Source organism: Sulfitobacter maritimus, from assembly GCF_013346665.1.
GTDB classification, from domain to species: Bacteria; Pseudomonadota; Alphaproteobacteria; order Rhodobacterales; family Rhodobacteraceae; genus Sulfitobacter; species Sulfitobacter maritimus.
On the sequence record NZ_JABVBB010000037.1, the window covers coordinates 168,943 to 192,539 of the forward strand.

19 protein-coding genes are annotated in these 23,597 nt (G+C 59.6%); 13 read left to right on the top strand and 6 right to left on the bottom strand.

Annotated features, from left to right (window positions below):
- Positions 1–149 precede the first annotated feature (149 nt).
- Positions 150–3,686 (top strand): DNA polymerase III subunit alpha, encoded by a 3,537-nt coding sequence (gene dnaE / locus HTT03_RS14625; protein ID WP_174860520.1) that lies wholly within the window; start codon positions 150–152, stop codon positions 3,684–3,686.
- An 89-nt stretch (positions 3,687–3,775) separates the two neighbouring features.
- Complete coding sequence (locus HTT03_RS14630; protein ID WP_174860521.1) at positions 3,776–4,360, top strand: hypothetical protein; 585 nt, start codon at positions 3,776–3,778, stop codon at positions 4,358–4,360.
- A gap of 9 nt (positions 4,361–4,369) precedes the next feature.
- On the opposite strand, the gene HTT03_RS14635 is transcribed toward HTT03_RS14630, so the two are convergent.
- Entirely contained in the window at positions 4,370–4,576 is a 207-nt protein-coding gene (locus tag HTT03_RS14635) for a SlyX family protein (RefSeq protein ID WP_174860522.1), read from the bottom strand.
- Positions 4,577–4,762: 186 nt separating this feature from the next.
- Here HTT03_RS14635 and hisS point away from each other — a divergent pair, with 186 nt between their 5' ends.
- From hisS to HTT03_RS14680, 9 genes are all read left to right on the top strand, one after another.
- On the top strand, positions 4,763–6,259 hold the full coding sequence (gene hisS, locus HTT03_RS14640; RefSeq protein ID WP_174860523.1) for a histidine--tRNA ligase: 1,497 nt from the start codon (positions 4,763–4,765) through the stop codon (positions 6,257–6,259).
- Positions 6,259–7,341: an ATP phosphoribosyltransferase regulatory subunit gene (locus HTT03_RS14645; RefSeq protein WP_174860524.1), complete on the top strand. Its 1,083-nt coding sequence runs from the start codon at positions 6,259–6,261 to the stop codon at positions 7,339–7,341. Before hisS ends, HTT03_RS14645 begins: the two co-directional genes overlap by 1 nt.
- A complete protein-coding gene (hisG, locus tag HTT03_RS14650) occupies positions 7,338–8,027 on the top strand; it encodes an ATP phosphoribosyltransferase (protein WP_174860525.1) in 690 nt (229 codons plus the stop codon). Before HTT03_RS14645 ends, hisG begins: the two co-directional genes overlap by 4 nt.
- Positions 8,028–8,237: 210 nt before the next feature.
- Positions 8,238–9,053, top strand: coding sequence for an ABC transporter ATP-binding protein (locus HTT03_RS14655; RefSeq protein WP_174860526.1), 816 nt, complete (start codon positions 8,238–8,240; stop codon positions 9,051–9,053).
- Positions 9,054–9,120: 67 nt separating this feature from the next.
- Complete coding sequence (locus HTT03_RS14660) at positions 9,121–10,125, top strand: branched-chain amino acid ABC transporter permease (protein WP_174860527.1); 1,005 nt, start codon at positions 9,121–9,123, stop codon at positions 10,123–10,125.
- Complete coding sequence (locus HTT03_RS14665; RefSeq protein ID WP_174860528.1) at positions 10,122–11,192, top strand: branched-chain amino acid ABC transporter permease; 1,071 nt, start codon at positions 10,122–10,124, stop codon at positions 11,190–11,192. Before HTT03_RS14660 ends, HTT03_RS14665 begins: the two co-directional genes overlap by 4 nt.
- A 31-nt stretch (positions 11,193–11,223) precedes the next feature.
- A complete protein-coding gene (locus tag HTT03_RS14670) occupies positions 11,224–12,432 on the top strand; it encodes an ABC transporter substrate-binding protein (RefSeq protein WP_246253547.1) in 1,209 nt (402 codons plus the stop codon).
- A gap of 56 nt (positions 12,433–12,488) precedes the next feature.
- A complete protein-coding gene (locus tag HTT03_RS14675) occupies positions 12,489–13,283 on the top strand; it encodes an ABC transporter ATP-binding protein (RefSeq protein ID WP_093744075.1) in 795 nt (264 codons plus the stop codon).
- 11 nt (positions 13,284–13,294) lie between these two features.
- Positions 13,295–15,112: an AMP-dependent synthetase/ligase gene (locus HTT03_RS14680; RefSeq protein ID WP_174860529.1), complete on the top strand. Its 1,818-nt coding sequence runs from the start codon at positions 13,295–13,297 to the stop codon at positions 15,110–15,112.
- A gap of 6 nt (positions 15,113–15,118) precedes the next feature.
- Here the strand turns inward: HTT03_RS14680 and HTT03_RS14685 are convergent, their stop codons facing one another.
- Positions 15,119–15,550 (bottom strand): DUF1489 family protein, encoded by a 432-nt coding sequence (locus HTT03_RS14685; RefSeq protein ID WP_174860530.1) that lies wholly within the window; start codon positions 15,548–15,550, stop codon positions 15,119–15,121.
- 200 nt (positions 15,551–15,750) lie between these two features.
- Here HTT03_RS14685 and HTT03_RS14690 point away from each other — a divergent pair, with 200 nt between their 5' ends.
- A complete protein-coding gene (locus tag HTT03_RS14690) occupies positions 15,751–18,030 on the top strand; it encodes an adenosylcobalamin-dependent ribonucleoside-diphosphate reductase (protein WP_174860531.1) in 2,280 nt (759 codons plus the stop codon).
- A 407-nt stretch (positions 18,031–18,437) separates the two neighbouring features.
- Here the strand turns inward: HTT03_RS14690 and HTT03_RS14695 are convergent, their stop codons facing one another.
- From HTT03_RS14695 to HTT03_RS14705, 3 genes are all read right to left on the bottom strand, one after another.
- A complete protein-coding gene (locus HTT03_RS14695; RefSeq protein WP_174860532.1) occupies positions 18,438–18,830 on the bottom strand; it encodes a hypothetical protein in 393 nt (130 codons plus the stop codon).
- Entirely contained in the window at positions 18,820–19,170 is a 351-nt protein-coding gene (locus HTT03_RS14700; RefSeq protein WP_174860533.1) for a hypothetical protein, read from the bottom strand. The genes HTT03_RS14695 and HTT03_RS14700 overlap by 11 nt, the downstream gene beginning before the upstream one ends.
- Before the next feature lie 304 nt (positions 19,171–19,474).
- Positions 19,475–19,888, bottom strand: a complete 414-nt coding sequence (locus HTT03_RS14705; protein ID WP_174860534.1) for a hypothetical protein — start codon at positions 19,886–19,888, stop codon at positions 19,475–19,477.
- A 1,551-nt stretch (positions 19,889–21,439) separates the two neighbouring features.
- Between HTT03_RS14705 and HTT03_RS14710 the strand changes: the two genes are divergently transcribed.
- Positions 21,440–22,408: an ABC-three component system protein gene (locus HTT03_RS14710; RefSeq protein WP_174860535.1), complete on the top strand. Its 969-nt coding sequence runs from the start codon at positions 21,440–21,442 to the stop codon at positions 22,406–22,408.
- On the opposite strand, the gene HTT03_RS14715 is transcribed toward HTT03_RS14710, so the two are convergent.
- Positions 22,405–23,534 (bottom strand): IS3 family transposase gene (locus tag HTT03_RS14715; RefSeq protein ID WP_174858008.1). Its coding sequence is split into 2 segments (ribosomal slippage): positions 22,405–23,291 and positions 23,291–23,534, totalling 1,131 coding nucleotides; the frame shifts between segments, so codons are not numbered across the junction. The genes HTT03_RS14710 and HTT03_RS14715 overlap by 4 nt on opposite strands.
- Between the last annotated feature and the right edge of the window lie 63 nt (positions 23,535–23,597).

The following is a 23,597-nucleotide window of genomic DNA, read 5'->3' on the forward strand; positions in this document are numbered from 1 at the left end:
GGCGCGGGCAAGGTGGAGGTCAGGCTAGCGGGGGGAAGGGGCGCTTGGCAAGAAAAAATGCGTTGGGGGTAAAAATGCGTTGGAGGTAAAAATGCTTGGGGGGCGATCCGGCGCTGGTGCCTTCGGAATGGCTGGCGTAACTTGCGGCCATGTCCAATGCTCCCCGATTCATTCACCTGCGCAGCCATTCCGAGTATTCCTTGTTGGAAGGCGCGCTGCGGCTGAAAAAGCTGCCCGGCATGTGCCGCGATGCGGGCATGCCCGCGCTGGCGCTGACCGATACCAACAACATGTTCGCCGCGCTTGAGTTTTCCGTCGCGATGGCGGGTGCCGGGGTGCAGCCGATCATCGGCTGTCAGGTTGATGTCGCCTATGTCGAGGTGCAGCCGGGCGAGAAGCCGCGCCCGCCCGCGCCGGTGGTGCTGCTAGCGCAGAGCGAGTTGGGTTATGAGAACCTGATGAAGCTGAACTCCTGCCTGTACCTTGATAAAGGCGGGGCGGTGGCCGAGGTGACGCTGGCCGAGTTGGAAGCGCTGAGCGCGGATATCATCTGCCTGACCGGGGGGCCGATGGGGCCAGTGGGGATGCTCCTGCAAGGTGGGCAGCGCCCGGCTGCAGAGGCGTTGATGGCGCGGTTAAAGGCTGCCTTTGGCGACCGGCTTTATGTCGAGTTGCAGCGCCACCCCGAAGACGGCGGCCAGCCGGAGGCTGAACGTCTGACCGAGCGCGGCTTTGTCGAGATGGCCTATGCGATGGACATCCCGCTGGTTGCCACGAACGATGTCTATTTCCCCAAGCCGGACATGTATGAGGCGCATGATGCGCTGATCTGTATCTCTGAGGGCGCCTATGTCGACCAGCAACAGCCGCGCCGCCGCTTGACCGCACAGCATTACTTCAAGTCGCAGGCCGAGATGGCGACGCTCTTTGCCGATCTGCCAGAGGCGCTCAGCAACACTGTCGAGATCGCCAAGCGCTGCGCCTTCATGGCCTATCGCCGCGATCCGATCTTGCCGAAGTTTGCCGATGATGAGGTCGCGGAACTGCGCCGCATGGCCAACGAAGGGCTTCAAGCCCGTCTCGCGGTGATCCCCCATGCGGTGAGCGTCGAGGAATACCAGAAACGGCTGGATTTTGAGCTTGGCATCATCGAAGGCATGGGCTTTCCGGGCTACTTCCTGATCGTTGCCGACTTTATCCAATGGGCCAAGGACAACAACATCCCGGTGGGGCCGGGGCGGGGCTCGGGCGCGGGGTCGCTGGTGGCCTATGCGCTGACGGTGACGGACCTCGACCCGCTGCGTTATTCTCTGCTGTTCGAGCGCTTCCTCAACCCCGAACGGGTGTCGATGCCCGACTTCGACATCGACTTCTGCATGGACCGCCGCGAAGAGGTGATCCGCTATGTGCAGGAGAAATATGGCCGCGACAAGGTGGGCCAGATCATCACTTTTGGCGCGCTTTTGTCCAAGGCTGCGGTGCGTGACATCGGGCGCGTGTTGCAGATGCCCTATGGGCAGGTCGACCGTCTGTCCAAGATGATCCCCGTCGAGGGGGTAAAACCCGTCTCCATCGAAAAGGCGCTGGCGGATGAGCCGCGTTTGCGGGAAGAGGCGAAGAACGAGGAGGTCGTGGCGCGGCTTCTTGACTACGGCCAACAGGTCGAAGGGCTGCTGAGAAACGCATCGACCCACGCGGCGGGCGTCGTGATCGGGGACCGTCCGCTCGATCAGCTTGTGCCACTTTACCAAGACCCGCGTTCCGACATGCCGGCGACGCAGTTCAACATGAAATGGGTTGAACAGGCCGGGCTGGTGAAGTTTGACTTTCTGGGCCTGAAGACGCTCACAGTGATCCAGAACGCGGTGGATCAGATCAAGGCAGGCGGGCGCCACCTGCACATCGCCGCCGACGGGCGCGAGCTTTACCAGCCGCCTGAGGGGCATATCGACGACATCGCCACCATCCCGCTCGACGACAAGGCCACCTATAAGCTTTATTCCAGCGCCAAGACCGTGGCCGTGTTCCAGGTGGAATCCAGCGGCATGATGGATGCGCTCAAGCGCATGAAGCCCACCTGTATCGAGGATATCGTCGCCCTCGTGGCGCTCTACCGTCCCGGCCCGATGGAGAACATCCCGGTTTATTGCGAGGTCAAGAACGGCCAGCGCGAATTGGAATCGGTGCACCCGTCGATCGACTACATCCTTGAGGAGACCCAAGGCATCATCGTCTATCAGGAACAGGTGATGCAGATCGCGCAGGTCATGGCGGGCTATTCACTCGGCGGCGCCGACCTGTTGCGCCGTGCGATGGGTAAGAAGATCGCCGAGGAAATGGCCAAGGAACGTCCCAAGTTCGAAAAGGGCGCGATGGCCAATGGGGTCGACAAGAAGAAAGCGGCGGAGGTCTTCGACCTTCTGGAAAAATTCGCCAACTATGGTTTCAACAAATCCCACGCCGCGGCCTATGCGGTGGTCAGCTACCAGACGGCTTGGCTGAAGGCGAACCACCCTGTTGAGTTCATGGCCGGGGTGATGAACTGCGATATTCACCTGACCGATAAACTGGCGGTGTACTTTGAAGAGGTGCGCAAACGGCTGGAACTGCCTTGGGTGCCGCCCTGCGTGAACCGCTCGGATGCGACGTTCAAAGTGGTCGATGGGGCACTGGTCTATGCGCTGGGGGCTTTGAAGAACGTCGGGCTCGAAGCGATGAAACTCGTGACCGAGGGCCGCAAGGTGGATGGGGTCGATAAGCCTTTTGCCACGCTTTTTGACCTCGCGCGGCGGGTGGACCTGAAGCGCGTCGGCAAGCGGCCTTTGGAAATGCTGGTGCGCTCGGGCGCATTCGATCAACTCGACAGCAACCGGCGGCGGGTGTTCCAATCGCTTGACGGGCTGGTCAGCTATTCCGCAGCGATCCATGAGCAGAAGGCCAGCAACCAAGTCTCGCTCTTTGGCGAAGCGGGCGACGACCTGCCGGAGCCGCGTATCTTGCCCTGCGATGATTGGCAGTCAGCGGAACGACTGGCCGAGGAGTTCAAAGCGGTGGGCTTCTATCTGTCCGGTCACCCGCTGGACGACTACATGGCCCCGTTGCGCCGCAAATGGGCGCGGGAGACGGGGCTGCCGTTCCTGACGCTTGACGAATTGACCGAGAAGGTCAGTACCCGCGGCGCGATGAACGCGCGGTTGGCCGGGGTGGTCGCAGGACGGCAAGAGCGCAAATCGGCGCGGGGCAACCGCTTTGCCTTTGCACAGCTGTCGGACACCACGGGCGGCTATGAGGTGACGCTCTTCTCGGACACGCTGGAACTGGCGCGCGAACATCTCGAAGTCGGCTCGAAGATCGTCATCACTGTTGAGGCGACGATGGAGAGCGACCAGCTTAAGCTGCTTGGCCGTTCGGTCGCGCCGATCGACGCGGCGGTGGCAGATGCGGGCAGCATGGGGTTGCGGGTCTTTATCGATGCGCCGGGCGCTATACAAGCGGTGGCCGATGTGCTCGACGGGGCGCGCCAAGCGGTCAAGGCGGCGGGCAAGGGACCGGTGCAGTTCTGCTTGATGCACCCCGATCTGCCCGGTGAGGTTGAGGTTGATCTTGGTCGCGAATTCCCGGTGACGCCGCAGATCAAAGGCGCGATCCGCTCGCTTGATGGGGTGATGGAGGTTGAAGAAATCTGATCCGCGCGACGACGGGCGGATTCTCCGCCGCGCCGGTGGACGATCAGCCCCCTCCGCGCTACCTCCGCCCAAACCAACGGGAGCGGACCATGAACCGAGCAGCGAGCCTTTTTATCCTTCTGGCACTCTTGGGCGCTTGTGGCGCTTTGCCGGGCGGGGGCAGCTTTTCGGGTGACAGTGTAGCGGACGTCCGCGATGCCGATTTTGGCGCGGTGCAGCATTTTGGCGAGGTTGCGCGTGTTTGCGAAGCCAAAGGACGCGATCTGGGGCAGCAGGTTAATGAAACCGCGGCCAGGGGCTATCACCTTTACGATTCCGAACCCAGCTCATCGGGAGCGCGTAAATATTACATCACCGGCTTTGCGGACGGCTGTCCGCGTCAAATAACAGCGGCAAATGTGCTGCTCGCGGGCGCGTCGGACTATGAGCAGTTTCGCTTTGGCCCAGCCGGAGAAAACCTCCCCTATGGCGAGACCGATGCGGTCTATGAGAAAATCAAAGGACAGGTCTGCGGCACGCGGCGGGGACAGCCCTGCGGTCGGCGTGTGGCGGCGCTCGACAAGAACACCTTTTTCGTCAGCGCTTATGAACGCTTTGGCGAGACGTCGCGCTGGTCAGAGATATTGGTGCATGATGGCGCCGTCATGGCCATCGCGATGAAATCCGCGCAATAACACGCAGGTTCAGTAGTGCGGTGGTCGTTCGTCGCCCAGCAACACAGCGCCGCCGCCCGACGCATCCCGCTCGCCTTCGCGTTGCATGAGCATATGGACGCGGCGGTTGAGGGTGACGATTTCTTCTTCCTGACGTGCGACAACTTCAGAGAGGTCTTCGACGCTGCGCGTCAGATGGGCGATCTGTTCTTCGAGGCGGTCGGTGGTGTCTGACATGGGGGCATCCTTTTTGTCGGGCTTAGCATGACTTGGCGGACCGGGACAGGGGGCGCTGCGTGCCGCACTGCTTGCCGACCATGTTTCGCTTAGAACAAGCGGGTTGGGACTCCGCGTGCCTTTACTTGCCCTTGCGGGGGGCTTGAGCTAGACGCGAGGCCAATTGATGCACCGAGGAACCTTGCCATGGCAAAGCCCAAGAAAAACCCCCGTCCCAAGGCGCAGACCCCAAAGGGGTTTCGCGATTACTTCGGGGCTGAGGTGACCCATCGGGCCGAGATGCTCTCCAAGATCGCAGCAGTCTATCAGCGCTATGGGTTTGACGCGCTGGAAAGCTCGGGCGTAGAGACGGTTGAGGCGCTTGGCAAGTTCCTGCCCGATGTGGACCGCCCGAACGAGGGTGTCTTTGCGTGGCAGGAGGACGCAGAGGGCGACAAGCCCGGCGATTGGCTGGCGCTGCGCTATGATTTGACAGCACCCTTGGCGCGGGTCTACGCGCAGCACCGCAATGATTTGCCGCTGCCTTACCGCCGCTATGCGATGGGGCCGGTGTGGCGCAACGAAAAGCCCGGTCCGGGGCGGTTTCGGCAGTTTTATCAGTGTGATGCGGATACGGTCGGCGCGCCTTCGGTGGCGGCGGATGCTGAGATTTGTGCGATGTTGGCGGATTGTTTGGAAGAGGTCGGGATCGCACGCGGCGACTATGTCGTGCGCGTGAACAACCGCAAGGTGCTCAATGGGGTGCTTGAAGTTGCGGGTCTTTCGGGTGACGACAAAGAGACCGAGCGTGGCATCGTGCTGCGGGCGATTGATAAGCTGGACCGGCTGGGGCCGGATGGTGTCCGTGCGCTTCTAGGCGAGGGCCGCAAAGACGACAGTGGTGATTTCACCAAGGGCGCGGGGCTGGCGGAGGCGCAGGCCGACGTGGTCATGGGCTTCATGCAGGCGAAACGCGACAGCGGGGCCGAGACGGTGGCGCGGTTGCGGGAGTTAGTGACAGGTTCCGATGTCGGCGTGCAGGGCGTGGATGAGTTAAAATTGATCTCGGACCTGTTGGCAGCGGGGGGCTATGGCCCGGACCGGGTTGAAATCGACCCCTCAGTGGTGCGCGGGCTTGGCTATTACACCGGGCCGGTGTTTGAAGCCGAACTGACCTTTGAGATCAAAGACGAAAAGGGCCGCGCGCGGAACTTTGGCTCTGTCGCGGGCGGCGGGCGCTATGACGATCTGGTCAAACGTTTCACCGGGCAGGAAGTGCCTGCGACCGGCGTCTCAATCGGGGTGGACCGTCTGTTGGCGGCGCTTGCCGCGAAGGGGCGTTTGGCGAAGGAGGCCACCGGCCCGGTCGTCGTCACCGTGATGGACCGAGACCGCATGGCCGATTATCAGGCGATGGTGGCCGAGCTGCGGCAGGCGGGCATTCGGGCAGAGGTTTATCTGGGCAACCCCAAAAACTTCGGCAACCAAATGAAATACGCCGACAAACGCCAAAGCCCGGTGGTGGTCATCGAAGGCGGCGACGAGCAAGCACGCGGCGTTGTGCAGATCAAGGATATGGTTTTGGGCGCGCAGATGGCGCAGGACGCCAGCCATGACGAGTGGAAAGAACGCAAGAACCAGTATGAGGTGCCGCGCGGCGAATTGGTGCAGGCGGTGCGCGATATTCTGGATCGGACAAGCTGATGCACACACGCTCTGACACGCTGGCCCGCGCGGCCAGCCTGCGCGCGATTTTTGAGCGGCAGGGCGCCGCTTTGGTTGAGCCGCCAATCTTGCAGCCTGCAGACACGCTGCTGGACCTTTACGGCGAGGACATTCGGGCGCGGGCCTATGTCACTTCGGACGCGCTGCGCGGCGAGCAGATGTTGCGACCTGACTATACCGTGCCGGTGGTGCAGATGCATATGGCACATGGCGCGGAGCCGGCGCGTTATACCTATTCCGGCGAGGTGTTTCGCCGCCAGGAGCATGATCCGAACCGGCCCAATGAGTATATTCAGGTGGGCTATGAGGTCTTTGACCGCGTTGATCCGGCAGCGGCGGATGCGGAAGTTTTCGCGCTGATCGCCGAGGCGCTGGCCGGGCTTCCGGTGCGTCCAGTGACGGGTGACATTGGCGTTTTGATGGCAGCGGTGCAGGGGCTTGAGACCTCCCCCGCACGCAAACAGGCCCTGATGCGGCATATCTGGCGTCCGCGCAGGTTCCGCGCTTTGCTGGATCGCTATGCAGGCCGCAGTGCCGTGCCGGTTTCGCGTCAGACCCTGCTGGCCCCAGACGGGGCCGCTTGTGACGCGCCGATGGTCGGGCTGCGCACGCGCGCGGAAATTGATGCGCGGGTAGAGGCGCTGCGAGAGGATGCCAAAACGCCACCGATCTCAGCGCAACAGGTCGATCTTTTCGATGCGCTTTTGGAAGTGCGCGAAACCCTGCCAAATGCGCTGAGCCGCTTGCGTGATTTGATGGTGGATATGCCCGCGATTGCCGATGCGGTGACCCGCGTGGCCAACCGGGCCGATGCGATGCGCGCGCGGGGGATCGACACAGATGCGCTGATCTTTGAAGCCAACCATGGGCGGTCCTCGATGGAATATTACGACGGTTTCGTCTTTGCCTTCCGCGCTGAGACACGGCCCGATCTGCCCAATATCGCAAGCGGCGGGCGCTATGACGCGCTGACCCGGCGCTTGGGGCAGGGCGGAGAAATCCCGGCGGTGGGCGGTGTCATGCGCCCCGGCCTGATGCTGGAATTGGAGGCCGCGCAATGACGTTAAAACTCGGCGTGCCGTCCAAGGGGCGGCTGATGGAAAAGACCTTTGAATGGTTCGGCGCACGCGGCGTAACCCTGCAACGCACCGGGTCGGATCGTGAATATGCGGGCAAGGTCGAAGGGATTGAGGATGTGTCGCTGGTGCTGCTCTCAGCCGGGGAAATCCCGCGTGAGCTGTCGGCAGGGCGCATCCACTTGGGCGTGACCGGCACCGATTTGGTGCAGGAAAAGCTAGCGCTTTGGGATCAGTTGGTTGAGCCGGTGGAGGAGTTGAACTTTGGCCACGCCGATCTGATTATCGCGGTGCCGCAGGCTTGGGTTGACGTCGATACGCTGGACGATCTGGACGCAGCCGCAGCTGCCTTCCGTGCCGAACACGGGTTCCGTCTGCGGATTGCCACGAAATATCACCGGCTGGTGCGTGAATTTCTGCGCACCCATGGGGTTGCCGATTATGCGCTGGTCGATAGCCAAGGCGCGACGGAAGGCACTGTGCTCAATGAGACCGCCGAGGCGATTGCCGATATCACCTCAAGCGGAGAGACCCTGCGTGCCAACCACCTGAAGATCCTCAGCGACGGGTTGATCTTGCAATCGCAGGCGACGCTCTGGCGCTCGCGCATGGCGCCTTTGGAGGATCACAGCCGAAAAGCCCTGAAAACACTGGTCGCGCAATTGACCTGACGTAGCGTTATACCGCTGACTAATTCTTTGCTTTCCAATGTATTGCAACCCCCGGCGCCGCGCGGTTTGGGGTTGTTTCACGATGCGGATCATCAAGACCCTTGCGGGATGTCGTCACTCGGATAGGGTGAAGGGATCAACAGGCCCAATGCTGAAGCCCCGCCAAAAGGGGTGCAGCGTGGGACATAGGGAGGATCCGTCGATGATCGGATGTCGTCTGCCCCTCGCGCGGGGCCGAAGCAGTTGCTGCACGGGGGTGGGCGATTGCTAAAAATCGAAGATCTCCATCTGTCCTTTGGCGGGATCAAAGCGCTACAGGGCGTGAATTTCGAAGCGAACGCGGGTGAGATCACCGGCGTCATAGGCCCGAACGGTGCGGGCAAGACCTCTCTTTTTAATGCGATATCAGGCTTCTACAAACCTGACCGGGGGCGTGTGTCTTTTGAGGGGCAGGACATCACAACGCTGAGCCCTGACAAACGCGCGGCGCTTGGACTGGCGCGGACCTTTCAGAACATCGCGCTCTTTCGCGGCATGACCGTGCTCGACAATATCAAGCTGGGCGGTCACACGCGGCTCAATACCAACGTCTGGCAGGCGCTGCGGTACTTCGGGGCGGCGCAGAAGGCGGAGTTGGAGCTGCGCCGCGAGATCGAAGAACAGGTTATCGACTTTCTTGAGATCGACCACATTCGAAAATACCCGATCACCATGCTGCCCTATGGTCTGCAAAAGCGGGTTGAGTTGGGCCGGGCGCTGGCAATGCGGCCCCGCGTCTTGCTGTTGGATGAGCCTGTGGCGGGCATGAACCGCGAAGAGACCGCCGATATGGCGCGGTTCATTCTGGATGTGCAAGAGCAGTTCGGCACCACGATCCTGCTGGTGGAACACGACATGCACATGGTGATGGACATCTGCAGCCGCATCGTTGTGCTGAACTTTGGCCAGCAGATCGCCAGCGGCACACCGGAGGAGGTGTCGAAAAACCCGGCGGTTATCGAAGCCTATCTGGGGGCAGCGGCATGACGATTTCCTTCAAAGAAATCGGGGCTGAATTTTCTCAATATTCAGCACGGCGCAGGGGGGCGTTCTAATGGGGCAGTTTGTTCAATTTGCGATCAACGGGTTGATGGCGGGTGCGATTTACGCCCTGATCGCCGTTGGGATCGTGAGCGTTTACAAGGCCACGAAGGTGGTTAACTTTGCCCATGGCTACCTCATCATGTTCGGGGCCTATTTCTATTTTACCTTTGCGGTGATCGTCCCGGGCCAACCTTGGGCGCCCGCGTGGTTGGCCTCGTGGCAGCCCGGCTGGATGGTTGAGATGCGGGGCGAGTTGCCGATGTTCTCGCCAGTGGCCGCGGTGCTGGACTGGGTGGCGAACCTGCCGCGTATCCTGCTGGGGTTGTTTGGCGCATTGGTCTGCAACGCCATTCTAGGGCGGATTATCGAGCGGGTGTTGATGCGACCGCTGATGGGGCAATCGATCTTTGCGATGATCATGGTGACGGTTGGGCTGATCTCGATCCTGTCGGGGGCGGCGCAGTTGATTTGGACAGCGGATGCAGCGAGCGTGCCCTATATCGCGCCCAATATGCCGATCCGTTTTGAGTTGTTCGGCACGATGATCTTCCTCTTTGGCACCGATCTGGTGAACATGGCTGTTGCGCTGCTCTTGTTTGGCGGGATCGTGGCCTTCGTGAAATTTACCAAGGGCGGCATCGCCATTCGCGCCACGGCAGAGGACCAGTCGACCGCCTATTCCATGGGCATCTCGGTGCCAAAGGTCTTCTCCCGCGCTTGGGTGCTGGCCAGCACGACAGGCGCTATTGCCGGCGCGATTTTGGCCACACGCAATGGGATTTCGCCCAGCCTCGGGCTGTTTGGTTTTTCGGTGCTCGCAATCGTGCTTATGGGCGGGCTCGACAGCTATGTCGGCGTGTTGATCGCAGCGATGGTTGTCGGTGTGCTTGAGGCGATGACCCAATGGAAAATGGGCGGCGGCTGGGCCGAGATTGTCCCCTATGTTACCGTGCTGGTCGTACTGGTTTGGCGACCGCATGGGCTGATGGGCCAGAAAGAGGTTGAGCGGATATGATCAACGCGAACCTTAAATCCAGCTATGCCGCCGATGAGCGGGTGCTGAACAACCGTTACAAGCAAGCCTTTGTCTATGCGACGATTCTGGGGTTGGCACTGTTTACCTTGTTTGGCAATGACTACCTGATCCTCATCGCCAGCCAAATGGGAATCCTGCTGATCGCCGTGGTGGGGATCAATATCCTGACCGGCTACACCGGGCTGGTGTCACTGGGCCACGGCGCTTTTGTTGCCATCGGTGCTTATGCGGTCACGATCTTTGGCAATCTCGGGGCCGGGGTGATCCCGGCAGGGCTGATGCCTTTCATTTCCGTGCCATTGGCGGTGGCCTTGGCGGCGGCGGTGGGGGTCTTGGTTGGACTGCCGAGCTTACGGGTTAAAGGGCTTTATCTAGCGGTGGCGACGCTGGCGGCTAATTTCATCGTGATTTTTCTGATCGAAGAGGACCTCTTTGCCCCCTGGACCGGTGGCATGGTGGGGATCAACACCAACGTGCCAAACCTGCTGGGCTGGGAGTTGGACACCAAGCGCGAGATGTTCGGGTTGATTGCTGTCGTGGGGCTTGTGTCGCTGCTCGCAGCGCAGAACCTGATCCGAACCCGTATCGGACGGGCCTTTATCGCCATCCGAGACCGTGACTATTCTGCTGAAATACTCGGCATCTCGCTCCTGCGCTACAAGCTGATGAGCTTTGCCCTTTCAGCAGCCTATTGCGGGCTGGCGGGCGCGCTTTTTGCCTATTTCTACGCCCGTATCCTGCCGGAACAGTTTGAGCTGGCGCTGTCTCTGAACCTCGTGGCGGCGCTGATTATCGGCGGCATGGGGCGCACGATGGGGCCGGTGTTTGGTGTCATTATCGTGGTGATGGTGCCGGAGGTGATCAAGGTGCTCTTTGGCGCACTGGCAGGGGATTCCGCCGGGGCCGGGCAGCTGCGCGCCCCGCTGCAACAGATCGCCTTTGGGGTCTTGCTGGTGCTGTTCCTGCTGAAAGAACCGCTGGGCATCAACCAGATTGTCGACCGCATATTACGCGCTGCAAACAGATGGCCCTTTGCGCGCGGATAATAACAACAGGCCACTTTAGGGAGAAGATAAGATGACAATGAACCGCCGATCCTTCCTCGCCACCACTGCTGCTGCCACCGCGGCCACCGGCACGCCGATGATCCTGCGCGCGCAGCCCAAGGAATATGTGTTGGGCGCCTCGCTGCCGCTCACGGGGCCTTTCGCCACGGCAGGCCAGCTTGTTGCGCCAGCCTTTGCCATGGCGGCGAAGCTCTTTAACGACGAAGGCGGCATTGCAGGTACGCCGATCCGGTTTGTTACCGAAGACTCGGGATACGTGCCGCAGAACGCGCTGAACAACTACCAGCGCGCGCTGGCGTCCGAAGGCAAGAACATGATCGGCTACTTTGCCGACAGCACCGGGGCGATGAAGCTGATTGCGCCTGAGTTGAAGGGCGAGAACGCGCGGATCATGGGGTCGACATCTTTCGCCTCGGAACTGGCCGATCCGGCGACGCACCCCTACCAGTATCTTTCAGGGCCGACCTACCAAAGCCAGTTCGACATCCTGCTGCAGAACATCAAGAACGAGGGCGGGCAGAAGGTGGCCTTTATCTTCTCCAACACTGAGTTCGGGCGCGACCCCATCGAGCATGGCCGCAAGACCGCTGAGGAGTTGGGGCTGGAAGTCGTGCTGGAGGAAAGCACCAAGGCTGAGGGTGCCGACATTCCGACCCATGTGACCAAGCTGGCGCAGTCGGGCGCGGATCATTGCATTTTGCAGGGCTATGTCACCGGCGTCTGGCCGCAACTCATCGGCGGGGCGCGGCAGTTCGGCCTACCGGTCAAGTTTAAAGGCACCTTCTGGGGCATGGAAAAGCTGATCGCCGATCGCATTACCGCCGAGGCGGGGCCGTTCCTTGAGGGCTATGAAGGCGTCATGCCCTACCGCTATTTCTACGACCGCGAAGACGCGCCGCGCTACCAGCAGTACGCCGAACTCAGCAAGGCGATGTTCGCCGGCACGCCGCTGGAGAACTACATGTCGACCTGGGCGATCCAGACCATGTGCGGGCTGGAGATTGCTATGAAGGCCTTCCGCGACACCGCTGAGGCGGGCCAAGAACTGACGGCGGATAACATCGCCGAGACTCTCGCGAATATCTCTGACTGGGATTCCGGTGGTTTCTTTGGCGGACCGGTGAGCATGGAGAACAACGCAATCGGGACCGGGCGTGTCTATGGCTACAACCCCGAAGACGGGCTGTTCACGCCGAAATCGGACTGGTTCACCGTTTAACCGGATGGCGGGGCGTCCGGCGGGCGCCCCAAACCCCATAGAAAGAGAGAGCGCCCGTGCTAACCATCGAAAACATCGAAGTGACCTACCATCACACGGTGCAGGCGCTGCGCGGGCTGTCTTTGGAGGTGCCAGACGGCAAGATCGTCACGCTTTTGGGCACCAATGGCGCGGGCAAGACGACGACGCTGAAGGCGGCGAGCAACCTGCTGGCGCTTGAGAATGGTGAGGTCGGCGAGGGACGGATTTCCTTCAAGGGCCAGTCGATCATGACGATTCAGCCGGACCGCTTGGTGCAACAGGGGCTGTTCCATGTGCGTGAGGGGCGGCGGATCTTCAGCGAGATGACGGTGGAGGACAATCTGATCGCGGCATCTTATGCATTGGATCAACGCAAGGCGAAGCCGGACTATGATAAGGTCTATGCGTTTTTCCCCCGGTTGAAGGAGCGGCGTAAGCAGATCGCGGGCTACCTGTCGGGTGGCGAACAGCAGATGCTGGCTTTTGGCCGCGCGATGATCGCGCGGCCTGAGTTGATCCTGATGGACGAGCCATCCTTGGGCCTCGCGCCCAAGGTGGTGGCAGAGATTTTCGACACGATCAAACGGCTGAACCAAGAGGACGGCACCGCAATCCTATTGGTGGAGCAGAACGCCGGCGTGGCCTTCTCCGTCGCTGACTACGGCTACATCATGGAAAGCGGCCAGATCGTCATGGAAGGTGATGTGGAAAAGCTGCGCGGCGATAAAGACATCCAGTCTTTCTACCTCGGCATGGGCGAGGAGGGCGGCGCGCGGCAGTCCTTCCGTGATGTGAAACACTACAAGCGCCGCAAACGCTGGCTCAGCTAGGGAGGCCCGTGATGGCATTCGACGAGTTCAAGGGCGATTTCGCGCCGCTGGTGCGTATGGTGCACAACCATGCGAAGAACCGCCCCGACGGCGTGGCGATGCGGCAAAAGGAATTCGGCATCTGGAACGAGATCACCTGGGCGGGCCTGCAAGAGATCATGCAGGCCGCGGCGGCGGGTCTGGTCGATCTGGGGCTGAACGCGGGCGATCACGTCGGCATCCTCAGTGAAAACCGCAGCGAATGGGTGCAGGCGCAGTTTGGCATCAACGCAGCGGCGGGGGTTGTGGTGGGCATGTATCCCACCAGTCCGGCGGCGGAGTTGGAGCATCTGGTGAATGCCTCGGATACCACGGTGCTGTTCATCGAAGATCAGGAGCAATTGGACAAGATCAAGGAGTTGCAGGGCCGGGTGCCAAAACTACGGCAGTTGGTGATCTTCAACCCCAAAGGCACGCGGGGCGAAGACCTAATGGGGCTGATCAGCTTTGATGACCTGTTGGCGCGGGGGCGGGCGCGGATCGCTGATCTGGCCGACGACCTGCGCGCACGGCAGGCAGGAATCGAGCCGGATGATACCGCGATGATGGTCTTTACCTCAGGCTCTACCGGTCTGCCGAAGGCGGCGGAGATTTCCTATGGCAACATCCACGCGGGCGTGGCCGTGGCGCGGGACGTCTTTGGCGATTACCCGGCGGGGACCGATGTGCTGAGCTATTTGCCGCTGTGCCACATTGCCGAGCAGGCGGTGACGGTGATCAACGGGTTGGCGCAGCAGTTCGTGATGAATTTCGGCGAAAGCCTGCGGACCATCACCCTCGACCTGCGCGAAGTGGCACCGCAGGTGTTTTTCGGCGTGCCGCGCATCTGGGAAAAGATGCAGGCGGGCGTGTTGGTGCAGGCCCAGACCGCGGGCCGGATCAAAGGGCCAATGACACTCATGGCGCTGAAAGGCGCACAGCGCCGCGGGATGATCCGGCGAGATAAGTGGCGGGCGCAGGACCGAATAGCACATGCCTTCTGGGACACGCTCGTTTACCGCCATATCCGCAGCTATCTGGGGCTGGGGCGCACGACATTCGCGATCTCCGCCGCCGCGCCGATCAGCGCTGAGCTGCTGGGCTTCATGCGCGGCATCGGCGTCAATATACGCGAGGCTTGGGGGATGTCCGAGACCTCGGGCGTGGGGACGATCCAGCGCGCATGGGGGCAGTGCGACGGGCGCATCGGTTTCCCCGTTAGCGGGGTGCGGACCAAGATCGCGGAGGATGGTGAGGTGCTCTTCGCAGGCGGCACGATCTTCAAAGGCTACTACAAAAACCCAAAAGCCACCGCCGAGGCCATTCAGGACGGCTGGCTACACACCGGCGATATAGGACGGGAGGAAGCCGATGGGTCGATCACCCTAATCGACCGCAAGAAAGACATCATGATCAACGCGGCGGGCAAGAACCTAGCGCCCGCGCATATCGAGAACGTCATCAAGGCCAGCCCCTTTATCAAAGAGGTCATCGCCGTGGCCGACAAGCGACCCTATGTGACGGCGCTGGTGCAGATCGACATGGATACCGTGCGGCTTTGGGCCGAAGGGCAGGGGATCGCCTATACGACTTTCCGATCCCTTGCTGAGCATCCGAAGGTGCAAGCGTTGATTGAGGCAGAGGTCGAACGCCACAACCGCGATCTGGCGCGGGTTGAGCAGGTCAAGAAAGTCTGGCTGATGCGCAAGGAGTTGGACCATGACGATGGAGAGGTCACAGCAACGATGAAAGTGCGCCGTGCCAAGGTTTATGAGGTCTACGCCAAGGAGATTGATGCGCTCTACGCCTGAGCCAGGTCAGAGCACGCCAATCTCGGCCAGCGCACGGTTTAGCTCAACCGGTAGCTCAGTCTCATCCTCGCGGCCCTCAGGCAGGTCAGGGGGCGCGTCTTCGGGTTTGAGGTAGCGCCAGCCTTGAAAGGCGCGGCGCAGGCTGTTCTGGGTGCGGATGATCTCGGGGTCGAGCACGATGGCGCAGCGGCGGATGCCGTCGGCGCGGGTGATCTCCTCCAGCCGGACGATGCGCTGGCGGGCTTGGATCACGCCCTTGATAACCCAATAGATTGACCCGCCGTTAAGAATCTCGGCTTCACGCTTGGGCCACATGCGAGTCACATGGCGGGGCAGGCCATCTTTGGTCCGCACGTCCTTGCGCGCTTGCCACTTAGCAAGGCTCTCGACCCCTTCGGTGCCGACCGAAAGTTTGATTAGATTGATGTAGTTATCCAAAAGTTCCCCCGCACAGTCGCCCGAGAATGAGCCTTTATATAGTAGTTCCGCCCTCGGAGCTAGCAAGGTATTGTGGTACAATGAGGAATAATTTCTCACCCAAATGCGAATTGACCGTTGAGAAATCTGCCCACCATGTAGTATCGATGCCGCCTCTTAAGTCGCATTCGTGCTGCCTCACGACTCAAAGGAATCGTTATATGTCCCGCTTTACCGCCCCGATCGCCGAACAAATCTGGGATATGAAATACCGTTTTAAAGGGGCCGATGGCACCCCGAAGGACGTCACGGTAGAGGACACATGGCGCCGTATCGCGCGTGACCTCGCGCAGGTCGAATCGGATGCCGAAGTTTGGGAGGACAAGTTCTTCACCGCGCTGGAGGATTTCAAATACCTCCCCGCGGGCCGTATCACCGCAGGCGCGGGCACCGCGCGCCGGGTGACCCTGTTCAACTGCTTCGTCATGGGCACTGTGCCTGACAGCATGTCCGGCATTTTCGACATGCTGAAAGAGGCCGCGCTCACCATGCAGCAGGGCGGGGGAATCGGCTATGACTTCTCCACCATCCGTCCGCGTGGCGCTGATGTGCTGGGCGTCTCGGCAGATGCCTCCGGTCCGCTGTCCTTCATGGATGTCTGGGACGCCATGTGCCGCACGATCATGTCCGCAGGCAGCCGCCGTGGCGCGATGATGGCGACCATGCGCTGCGACCACCCTGATGTCGAAGATTTCATCTCGGCCAAGTCCGACCCGGCGCGTCTGCGCATGTTCAACATGTCCGTACTGGTCACCGATCCCTTCATGGAGGCCGTGAAGGCTGACGGCTCGTGGGACCTCGTCTTTGGCGATAAGGTCTACAAGACTGTGCAAGCGCGCGACTTGTGGAACAAGATCATGCAGGCGACCTATGACTACGCCGAGCCGGGCGTCATCTTCATCGACCGGATCAACGCCGCCAACAACCTGAACTATTGCGAGACCATCGCCGCGACGAACCCTTGCGGCGAGCAGCCGCTGCCGCCCTACGGCGCCTGTCTGCTTGGTTCGATCAACCTCGCGCGGCTTGTCGCACAGCCTTTCGAGGACGACGCCCATCTGGACCAAGACGCGATGAGCGAGCTGGTCGCCACCGCCGTGCGCATGATGGACAACGTGGTCGATGTCTCGAACTTCCCGCTGCCCGAACAGGCCGCCGAGGCGCAAAACAAGCGCCGCATCGGTCTGGGCGTCACAGGCCTTGCCGATGCGCTCCTGATGGTCGGCCTGCGCTATGGCTCCGATGAAGCGGCGGCACAGACCGAAGCCTGGCTCAAGGCCATCGCGCGTGCCTCCTATCTTGCCTCCGTCGATCTCGCGAAAGAGAAGGGTGCCTTCCCGCTCTTCGACGCGGAGAAATTCCTCGCCTCCGGCACCATGATGCAGATGGACGACGACGTGCGCGATGCGATCCGCGAACACGGTATCCGCAACGCACTTCTGACCTCCATCGCACCCACCGGCACGATCAGCCTCTATGCGGGCAATGTGTCTTCGGGCATCGAGCCGGTCTTTGCCTATGCCTACACCCGCAAGGTGCTGCAAAAAGACGGCAGCCGGACCGAAGAAGAGGTCGTCGATTACGCCGTGCAAATGTGGCGCGAGCTCAAAGGCGACGCCCCGCTGCCCGACTATTTCGTCAACGCCCAGACCCTCCCGCCCGCTGATCACGTCAAGATGCAGGCCGCGGCGCAGAAGTGGATCGACAGCTCGATATCCAAGACCATCAACTGCCCTGAGGATATCTCCTTTGACGACTTCAAGGACGTCTATATGCAGGCTTGGGATATGGGTTGCAAAGGCTGCACCACCTACCGCCCGAACGACGTGACCGGCTCGGTCCTGAGCGTGTCTTCGGAAAAGACCGACAAGGCCCCCGCCGACAGCCCCGATCAGGTCAGCGAAGGCGGCGAGATCGTCTATATGTCCGACCCGCTGGACCGCCCGGCGGAGTTGGAGGGCAATACCTACAAGGTCAAATGGCCCGATAGTGAGCACGCGCTTTACATCACGATCAACGACATCGTGCTGAACGGCCACCGCCGCCCATTTGAGGTGTTCATTAACTCTAAGAACATGGAGCATTTCGCCTGGACCGTGGCGCTGACGCGCATGGTCTCCGCCGTGTTCCGGCGTGGGGGTGACGTGTCCTTCGTGGTGGAAGAGCTCAAAGCCGTCTTCGACCCGCGCGGCGGGGCATGGATGCAGGGCAAATACATCCCCTCCATCCTCGCAGCCATCGGCGGCGTGATCGAGCAGCACATGATCGCCACTGGCTTTATCGCGGGCGAAGGCATGGGACTGAAGACCGATCCGCAGGCGAAGGTCGTGGGCTTGGATGCGCCGCGCGGGAAGTCATGCCCGTCTTGCGGTCAGTTTGATATGCGGATGGTTGAAGGGTGCATGACTTGTGGGAGTTGTGGGCATAGTAAGTGCGGGTGATTTAGGGGTGGCTTCTTGTTGATCTGACCACCAATAAATAGCCATCGGCCGGGCTGAAATGTCCATTTCGCAAGCAAAATAAGTCAATCGGGCGGAAACGCCCGATTTTCGCGTTTCAGGCCCCCTTATGGGCTAAATGGGGGGCGAGCCTGTTAGCGGGGATATTGGGCTGCGTTTGGGCGACCAAAAACAATTTTTCAGTTTTTTATCCACCACAGCTATCCGAATATGTCGCTGCACAGCCAGACAGATCAATCTATGGCGAGTGCTTGGTGAAAGCTCTGCGGAGTATCCCAAGGAGTTTCAGCACATCACTATGTCCAGAGATTGCGCCCTGAACCCAGTCCCCGTGTTTCAACAAAAAAAGGGCGGCTCGCGGCGCCCTTTGATACCATTTTCCAGTGTTTCTACCGTGATCGCTGAGCGCGTAGCGCGCTTTCGATGCGTGCGAAGGCTTTGATTGCTTCATGCTTTGAGTGATGCCCAAAACAAGAGGGGCATCGATAGCTATCTCCGCTCGCATCCTGGACCGAATACCCCAAGGCCAGAAACGCCTCCAAGGCGATTGGGGTGATCGACAAGGATTGTGAGACCATTCCGGCAACCGAAAGGCCGACGATCTCGCGGCTGCGTTGGGTGTAAAGCCGATCAACCAGTAGACGCGCCTTTGATACGGAGAACTTTTGGTTCAGCCAGAGCGTGATATCGCATATATCTTGCTCTGGTCCAAACGTGTCGGGGTAATCTCCCAGACGCTTTTCCTTGATGATCTGTAACACACAACGCAGATCATCGGGCATGGCGAAACTTGCCGTAGATTTCGCTGATCCTGGCGCCATGCCACCGCGCCATATCGGACGCAGCAAAGTTGCGCTCGGTCCCTATCCGGTCGAGCGAGGATGGCGACTGATCCGCAAGAAAGCGAATGATATCATGCACGGCATCTTCGACGGCATCCGCGTCCGGGAACGGGTAACTGAAGGCGCTATGCAAACGGCACAACGCCTCGAAGCCCGCCGGATCGTCGAGCGCGTCGAGCAGATCGCACAAACTGGCGCCATTTCGACGCAGATGTTTCTGGGTCGCGGCAACCGCATCATAGCGGGCCTGGCTGATATTTGCGGTGTTGGTATTGAGCATGACTGTCTCCCTTGCATGCGTGAACGGTGCTGGCGGTGCCTATTCATCGGCGTCATCATCGCTGCGTTCTGGAGATCTCTGGCGGCATGTGCCTTTCAGTTGGTTACGGTCGCTGGTGCTGGTGCTGGTGCTGGTAAAGAGAACATTGGTCGTTCTTTTGAGAGACGAAGAAAAAATCTGCCGTGCAGGGCAGTTAATTTTTAATGGCGCTGCATGGAAGATGCTTTTGTCCGCTTGGGCATCCTGCGCTGTGGCTCCAAAAGAGTGTCACCGGCCGCGCGCATTACGCGGCCGATTTTGCATGTCAGGCGGCCTTCTGCGCTGGGAGATTGAGCGCCTGTTGATCCCACCCCGCATCCAGATCGCTGATGGCGATCAAAAGATCATAAAGCCGATCGGTGAGCAGGCAGAGGTCTTCGACTTCCTGGCTGGCTGGGTCGAGGAAGTCCCAAGCCGGAAGATCGGGTTCGTAGGCCTCAATGACAGGGTCCAAAGAAAGGAGGCGGTGGAGATCGACCAACCTGCGCTGTATTGTGCGGTCAAGGCGTGGTGCCTCGCGCAGCATCGACATAAGCCGTAATACGCGAGCTGTTCCGGCCTCGCCGTCAATCAGACCTGCGGCATTACAAAGCGCGTTTCCCTGCTCGGCGAAGAATGCGCGGACGATGGCAATCTGCGGTTCTGTGGACAGGGTTTTCGTGGGGAGTGTGCGCAGCATGATAGTCCTCCTATTTATTGCGCGTCTGCCGTTCGTGGCAGCATCAAGCTTGACCCTGTTTGAGCTGCGTGCTTGCGTTCTGGCCTCTTTGCTTTTGCTTCTCGAAATGAACATTGGCCAATCATGCAATGCACGAAGAAGAAACTGAGATTTTTTTGGGGAATCCCGTTTCCGAAGGTCTCGAACCATACCATCCCGGTTTAAGCTGGCGCCCTGCTTCGACCGCTGGCTGTCTCCAGGGCGATGGAGGTCCAAAGATGTGCCGAGGCCGGTATGTCGACGTTTTTTTTAGTTTTGGCCAGAAAAATGCTTCCGTCTGACCGCGACCATTCCATTTCCTCTGTATGACGGACGGGCATGGAGATGCCCTCGATGACCACACGGTGAGCGAAGAGAAAGGAGAAGGCACAAATTCCAGATGATCTGGACGCTCTTGAAGATTGTACATCACTGAAGAAGCAGCGCGCTGCTGGGAATTGATCATTCCCCAGAGATGTTGGCATTCACTTGAGTGGTCGCCCTAACGTGCATGCGAGACGCTATCCCATTTCGTCTGTCAAAGAAGGCTGACCTTGGCGGCCTTCGAATTCCCGGCCACCGACGGGAGACGACCACGAGCGCGGTGGCGCTCGTTCTAACTGCAGCGGAAAACCGATTACTTTGACAGTGCAAACTTTGAACTCCAACTTACTATGACCGAGCGGCCTGGGTTGCCGATGCGGACACGCTGACGCGTGTAGCGCTGCGGTCGCAGGTTGCTTGGCGGGTTGCCTCGCGGCACCCGCATGCTTCTGCATCAAGCGGCCAGTGGAGCAGTTGCTACGTGCATTTTCGGCCAGCGTGACTGATTGAAGCTACGTTGGAATTAACTGCTTCATTGCTTGTTCCAAAAACGTAGTGTACTCCCTCTCGAGAGTGTCGCCCCCCCCCAAAAAAAAATAGGGGAACTGTGCGATTAAAACGCGCCTGCCTGACATCGAACGGTAGGTGTAAGCCCTGGCCCGTTGAGCTCACCGTATCCCGCATGACTGCCAAGGACTAAAGTCACGAGGTCAAACGGCCCAAAGCCGCCTTTCGAGAACACGGCACGCTGCAATGCAGCTTCCGCATCGCGGACGCTGACGGTAGGGTGGCCGAAAGTTAGGTGATGCGATGAGAAATCGAGTAATGGGCAGCCTTGTCGGGGGAGCTATCGGCTTCCTTCTGGGGGCAGGTACCGGCATCGTTGGCGGAGCGTTCGGCGCGATTGCTGGCGTATCAGTGTTCACAGTAATTGGAGCCGGCTGGGGATGGAGCGCGGGGCCTGATCTCGCTCAATCCGTTCGACGTTGGCGCAGGAAGTGACGGCCCTCAACCAACCTTCGTGACAGGCGCGGCAGACGGCCGGTCCCATCCCTTTCAAGACATTCATATCTGACGCAGAACACCCACTGTTGCAGGCGCAAAACTTTCAGGGGTGCCATCCTGGAAGCGGACATAGCTGTACCAGCCTCTCCCGGCCCCATTGCCAACATGCGTGGATTGTGTGACGATTGGCCTGATACGCGTTGCATGCAAGTGCTCATTGTGCTCGAGGCCAACACAACAAGGCTGGGCGAGAAGTTTAATATTGAAAAGCAGGAGGCAATGGCTAACTTGTTTTCGAGTGTCACTCCTAAAGCTGCAAAATCCATTGCGAGTGCAGCTCAGGTATCATCGGGAGTGCCGATACCGCCACAAAGCTTGCTTCCTATTCTGTCGGCAGCTGACTGGGAGCAATTTACCCACGAATGGCTCTGGTTCTACAAGAACAATGGCACATATCACGATGTAAACAAATATTCCGGAGCCGGCGACCTCGGCCTCGATCTTGTAGCCTTCACATCGGCAAAGGGTTTTGATGAGGCTTGGGATAGCTTCCAGTGTAAGCAATACGGTCACGCACTTCAGCCAACCGACATCTATCCAGAAATAGGAAAGATTATTTATCATTCGTTTCGGAAGACGCCGCCCTTCAATCAGAGCGCGCGCGTCCCTCGTCGCCATGTATTTATATGCCCGCATGGCGTCGGAATCACAGTCGGACGCTGGCTGAAAGACCCGCAACGCTTCAAGGACGAAGTGCGAAAAGTCTGGGAAACGCATTGTGTTCCCAAAATCGCTAAAGAGCTGACGGCTCCTCTCGAAGGAGAGTTGCTGGCTTACTTCGATGCATTTGATTTTTCAATATTCGATGATGAAGCGGCGGTCGATTTGATAGCAATCCACGAACTGACACCGTTTCACCGGCCACGCTTTGGTGGCGGCCTGCCGCCCGTCTCTCCGGCATCTCCGCCGCCGGATGAACCGGCAGAGCATGAGAGCGTTTACCTAAAAAAGCTCATGGATGCCTATGGTGACCATCTTGGAGCGCCGGTAAGCAACCACTCAGAGCTGAATGAAACGCTGGGCGGGCACTACAAAAGACAGCGCGTATTCTTCTATCATGCTGAGTCGCTGTGGACCTGTCCCGCTTTCGTGCCGCCCCAAGTGCTCGTTTAAGCCACTTTCCGTTCGAAGGCGACGGGGCTTTTCCAGCCCAGTGCTGAGTGGCGTCGCCGTGGGTTGTAGAAGCCGTTGATGTATTCAAAGATCGCCATCTCAGCTTGCCGCCGTGTTTCCCATGACCTGCGCCAAATGAGTTCAGCTTTGATGGTTTTGAAGAAGGTCTCGACGACAGCATTGTCGTAACAATTGCCCTTGCCAGACATCGACACCTTGAAGCCTTGCTGGCGCAGAAGTTTCTGGTAGTCGTGCGAACAATATTGCGACCCGCGATCCGTATGGTGGATGCAGCTCTTGGGCGGTGCCCTGAACGCAATTGCCATCTTCAAAGCCCGTATTGCCAAGTCTCGTTTCATACGGTTGCTGACCGCCCAGCCGATCACGCGCCTTGAATGCAGGTCGAGGATGACAGCCAAATACAGCCATCCCTCACGCGTCCAGACATAGCTGATGTCACCGGCCCATTTCTGGTTCGGTTGGTCAGCCATAAAATCCCGGTCCAGCAGGTTTGGCGCAATATTGAACTTGTGATCACTGTCTGTCGTCACCTTGTGTTTACGGGTTCGCACCACGGATATGCCGTTCTGGCGCATCAAACGACCCACACGGCGGTGACCGATATTCAGGCCGATCTCCTTCAGTTCTTCTGTCATGCGCGGCCTGCCATAGCTGCCCAGGCTGAGACGGGATTGTTCTTTGATGTGCGCCAAGGTGACCAGATCAGACCGCTGTCTGCGGCTGGCAGGACGGCTTCGGAATGCTCGCAAACCGCGCGAACTGACACCGACAACGTGACACAAGCGGTTCACGGGGAAGTGGCTCCGGTGTTCCTCGACAAACCTAAATCTCATTGCTTTAGGCCCGCAAAGAACTGGGTGGCCTTTTTTAGGATTTCCCTCTCCTCCTTGAGAAGACGGTTCTCGCGCCGAAGTCGCTCATTCTCTTGGGCGAGGCTCAAATCCTCTTTCGACACCACGTCTGTGCCTCGGTGCGCGGTGATCCATTTGTTAAGCGTCGACATGCCAACACCCAGATCGTCAGCCACCTGCTTGCGCGTCAGCCCACTCGTCAGTGCGATACGCACCGCATCCTGGCGGAATTCGTCCGTCCGTTTCAGTCCCATAGTTCATCTCCTTTGTTGCAGTAAATGCTATCAAAGGAGCGGCATCAAACTGCGACAGGTCCA

Bases quoted from the DNA above. Each gene is read 5' to 3' on its own strand.
- dnaE (WP_174860520.1), top strand. From the start codon at position 150: ATGTCCAATGCTCCCCGATTCATTCACCTGCGCAGCCATTCCGAGTAT.
- HTT03_RS14630 (WP_174860521.1), top strand. From the start codon at position 3,776: ATGAACCGAGCAGCGAGCCTTTTTATCCTTCTGGCACTCTTGGGCGCT.
- HTT03_RS14635 (WP_174860522.1), bottom strand. From the start codon at position 4,576: ATGTCAGACACCACCGACCGCCTCGAAGAACAGATCGCCCATCTGACG.
- hisS (WP_174860523.1), top strand. From the start codon at position 4,763: ATGGCAAAGCCCAAGAAAAACCCCCGTCCCAAGGCGCAGACCCCAAAG.
- HTT03_RS14645 (WP_174860524.1), top strand. From the start codon at position 6,259: ATGCACACACGCTCTGACACGCTGGCCCGCGCGGCCAGCCTGCGCGCG.
- hisG (WP_174860525.1), top strand. From the start codon at position 7,338: ATGACGTTAAAACTCGGCGTGCCGTCCAAGGGGCGGCTGATGGAAAAG.
- HTT03_RS14655 (WP_174860526.1), top strand. From the start codon at position 8,238: ATGTCGTCTGCCCCTCGCGCGGGGCCGAAGCAGTTGCTGCACGGGGGT.
- HTT03_RS14660 (WP_174860527.1), top strand. From the start codon at position 9,121: ATGGGGCAGTTTGTTCAATTTGCGATCAACGGGTTGATGGCGGGTGCG.
- HTT03_RS14665 (WP_174860528.1), top strand. From the start codon at position 10,122: ATGATCAACGCGAACCTTAAATCCAGCTATGCCGCCGATGAGCGGGTG.
- HTT03_RS14670 (WP_246253547.1), top strand. From the start codon at position 11,224: ATGACAATGAACCGCCGATCCTTCCTCGCCACCACTGCTGCTGCCACC.
- HTT03_RS14680 (WP_174860529.1), top strand. From the start codon at position 13,295: ATGGCATTCGACGAGTTCAAGGGCGATTTCGCGCCGCTGGTGCGTATG.
- HTT03_RS14690 (WP_174860531.1), top strand. From the start codon at position 15,751: ATGTCCCGCTTTACCGCCCCGATCGCCGAACAAATCTGGGATATGAAA.
- HTT03_RS14695 (WP_174860532.1), bottom strand. From the start codon at position 18,830: ATGCCCGATGATCTGCGTTGTGTGTTACAGATCATCAAGGAAAAGCGT.
- HTT03_RS14700 (WP_174860533.1), bottom strand. From the start codon at position 19,170: ATGCTCAATACCAACACCGCAAATATCAGCCAGGCCCGCTATGATGCG.
- HTT03_RS14705 (WP_174860534.1), bottom strand. From the start codon at position 19,888: ATGCTGCGCACACTCCCCACGAAAACCCTGTCCACAGAACCGCAGATT.
- HTT03_RS14710 (WP_174860535.1), top strand. From the start codon at position 21,440: ATGCAAGTGCTCATTGTGCTCGAGGCCAACACAACAAGGCTGGGCGAG.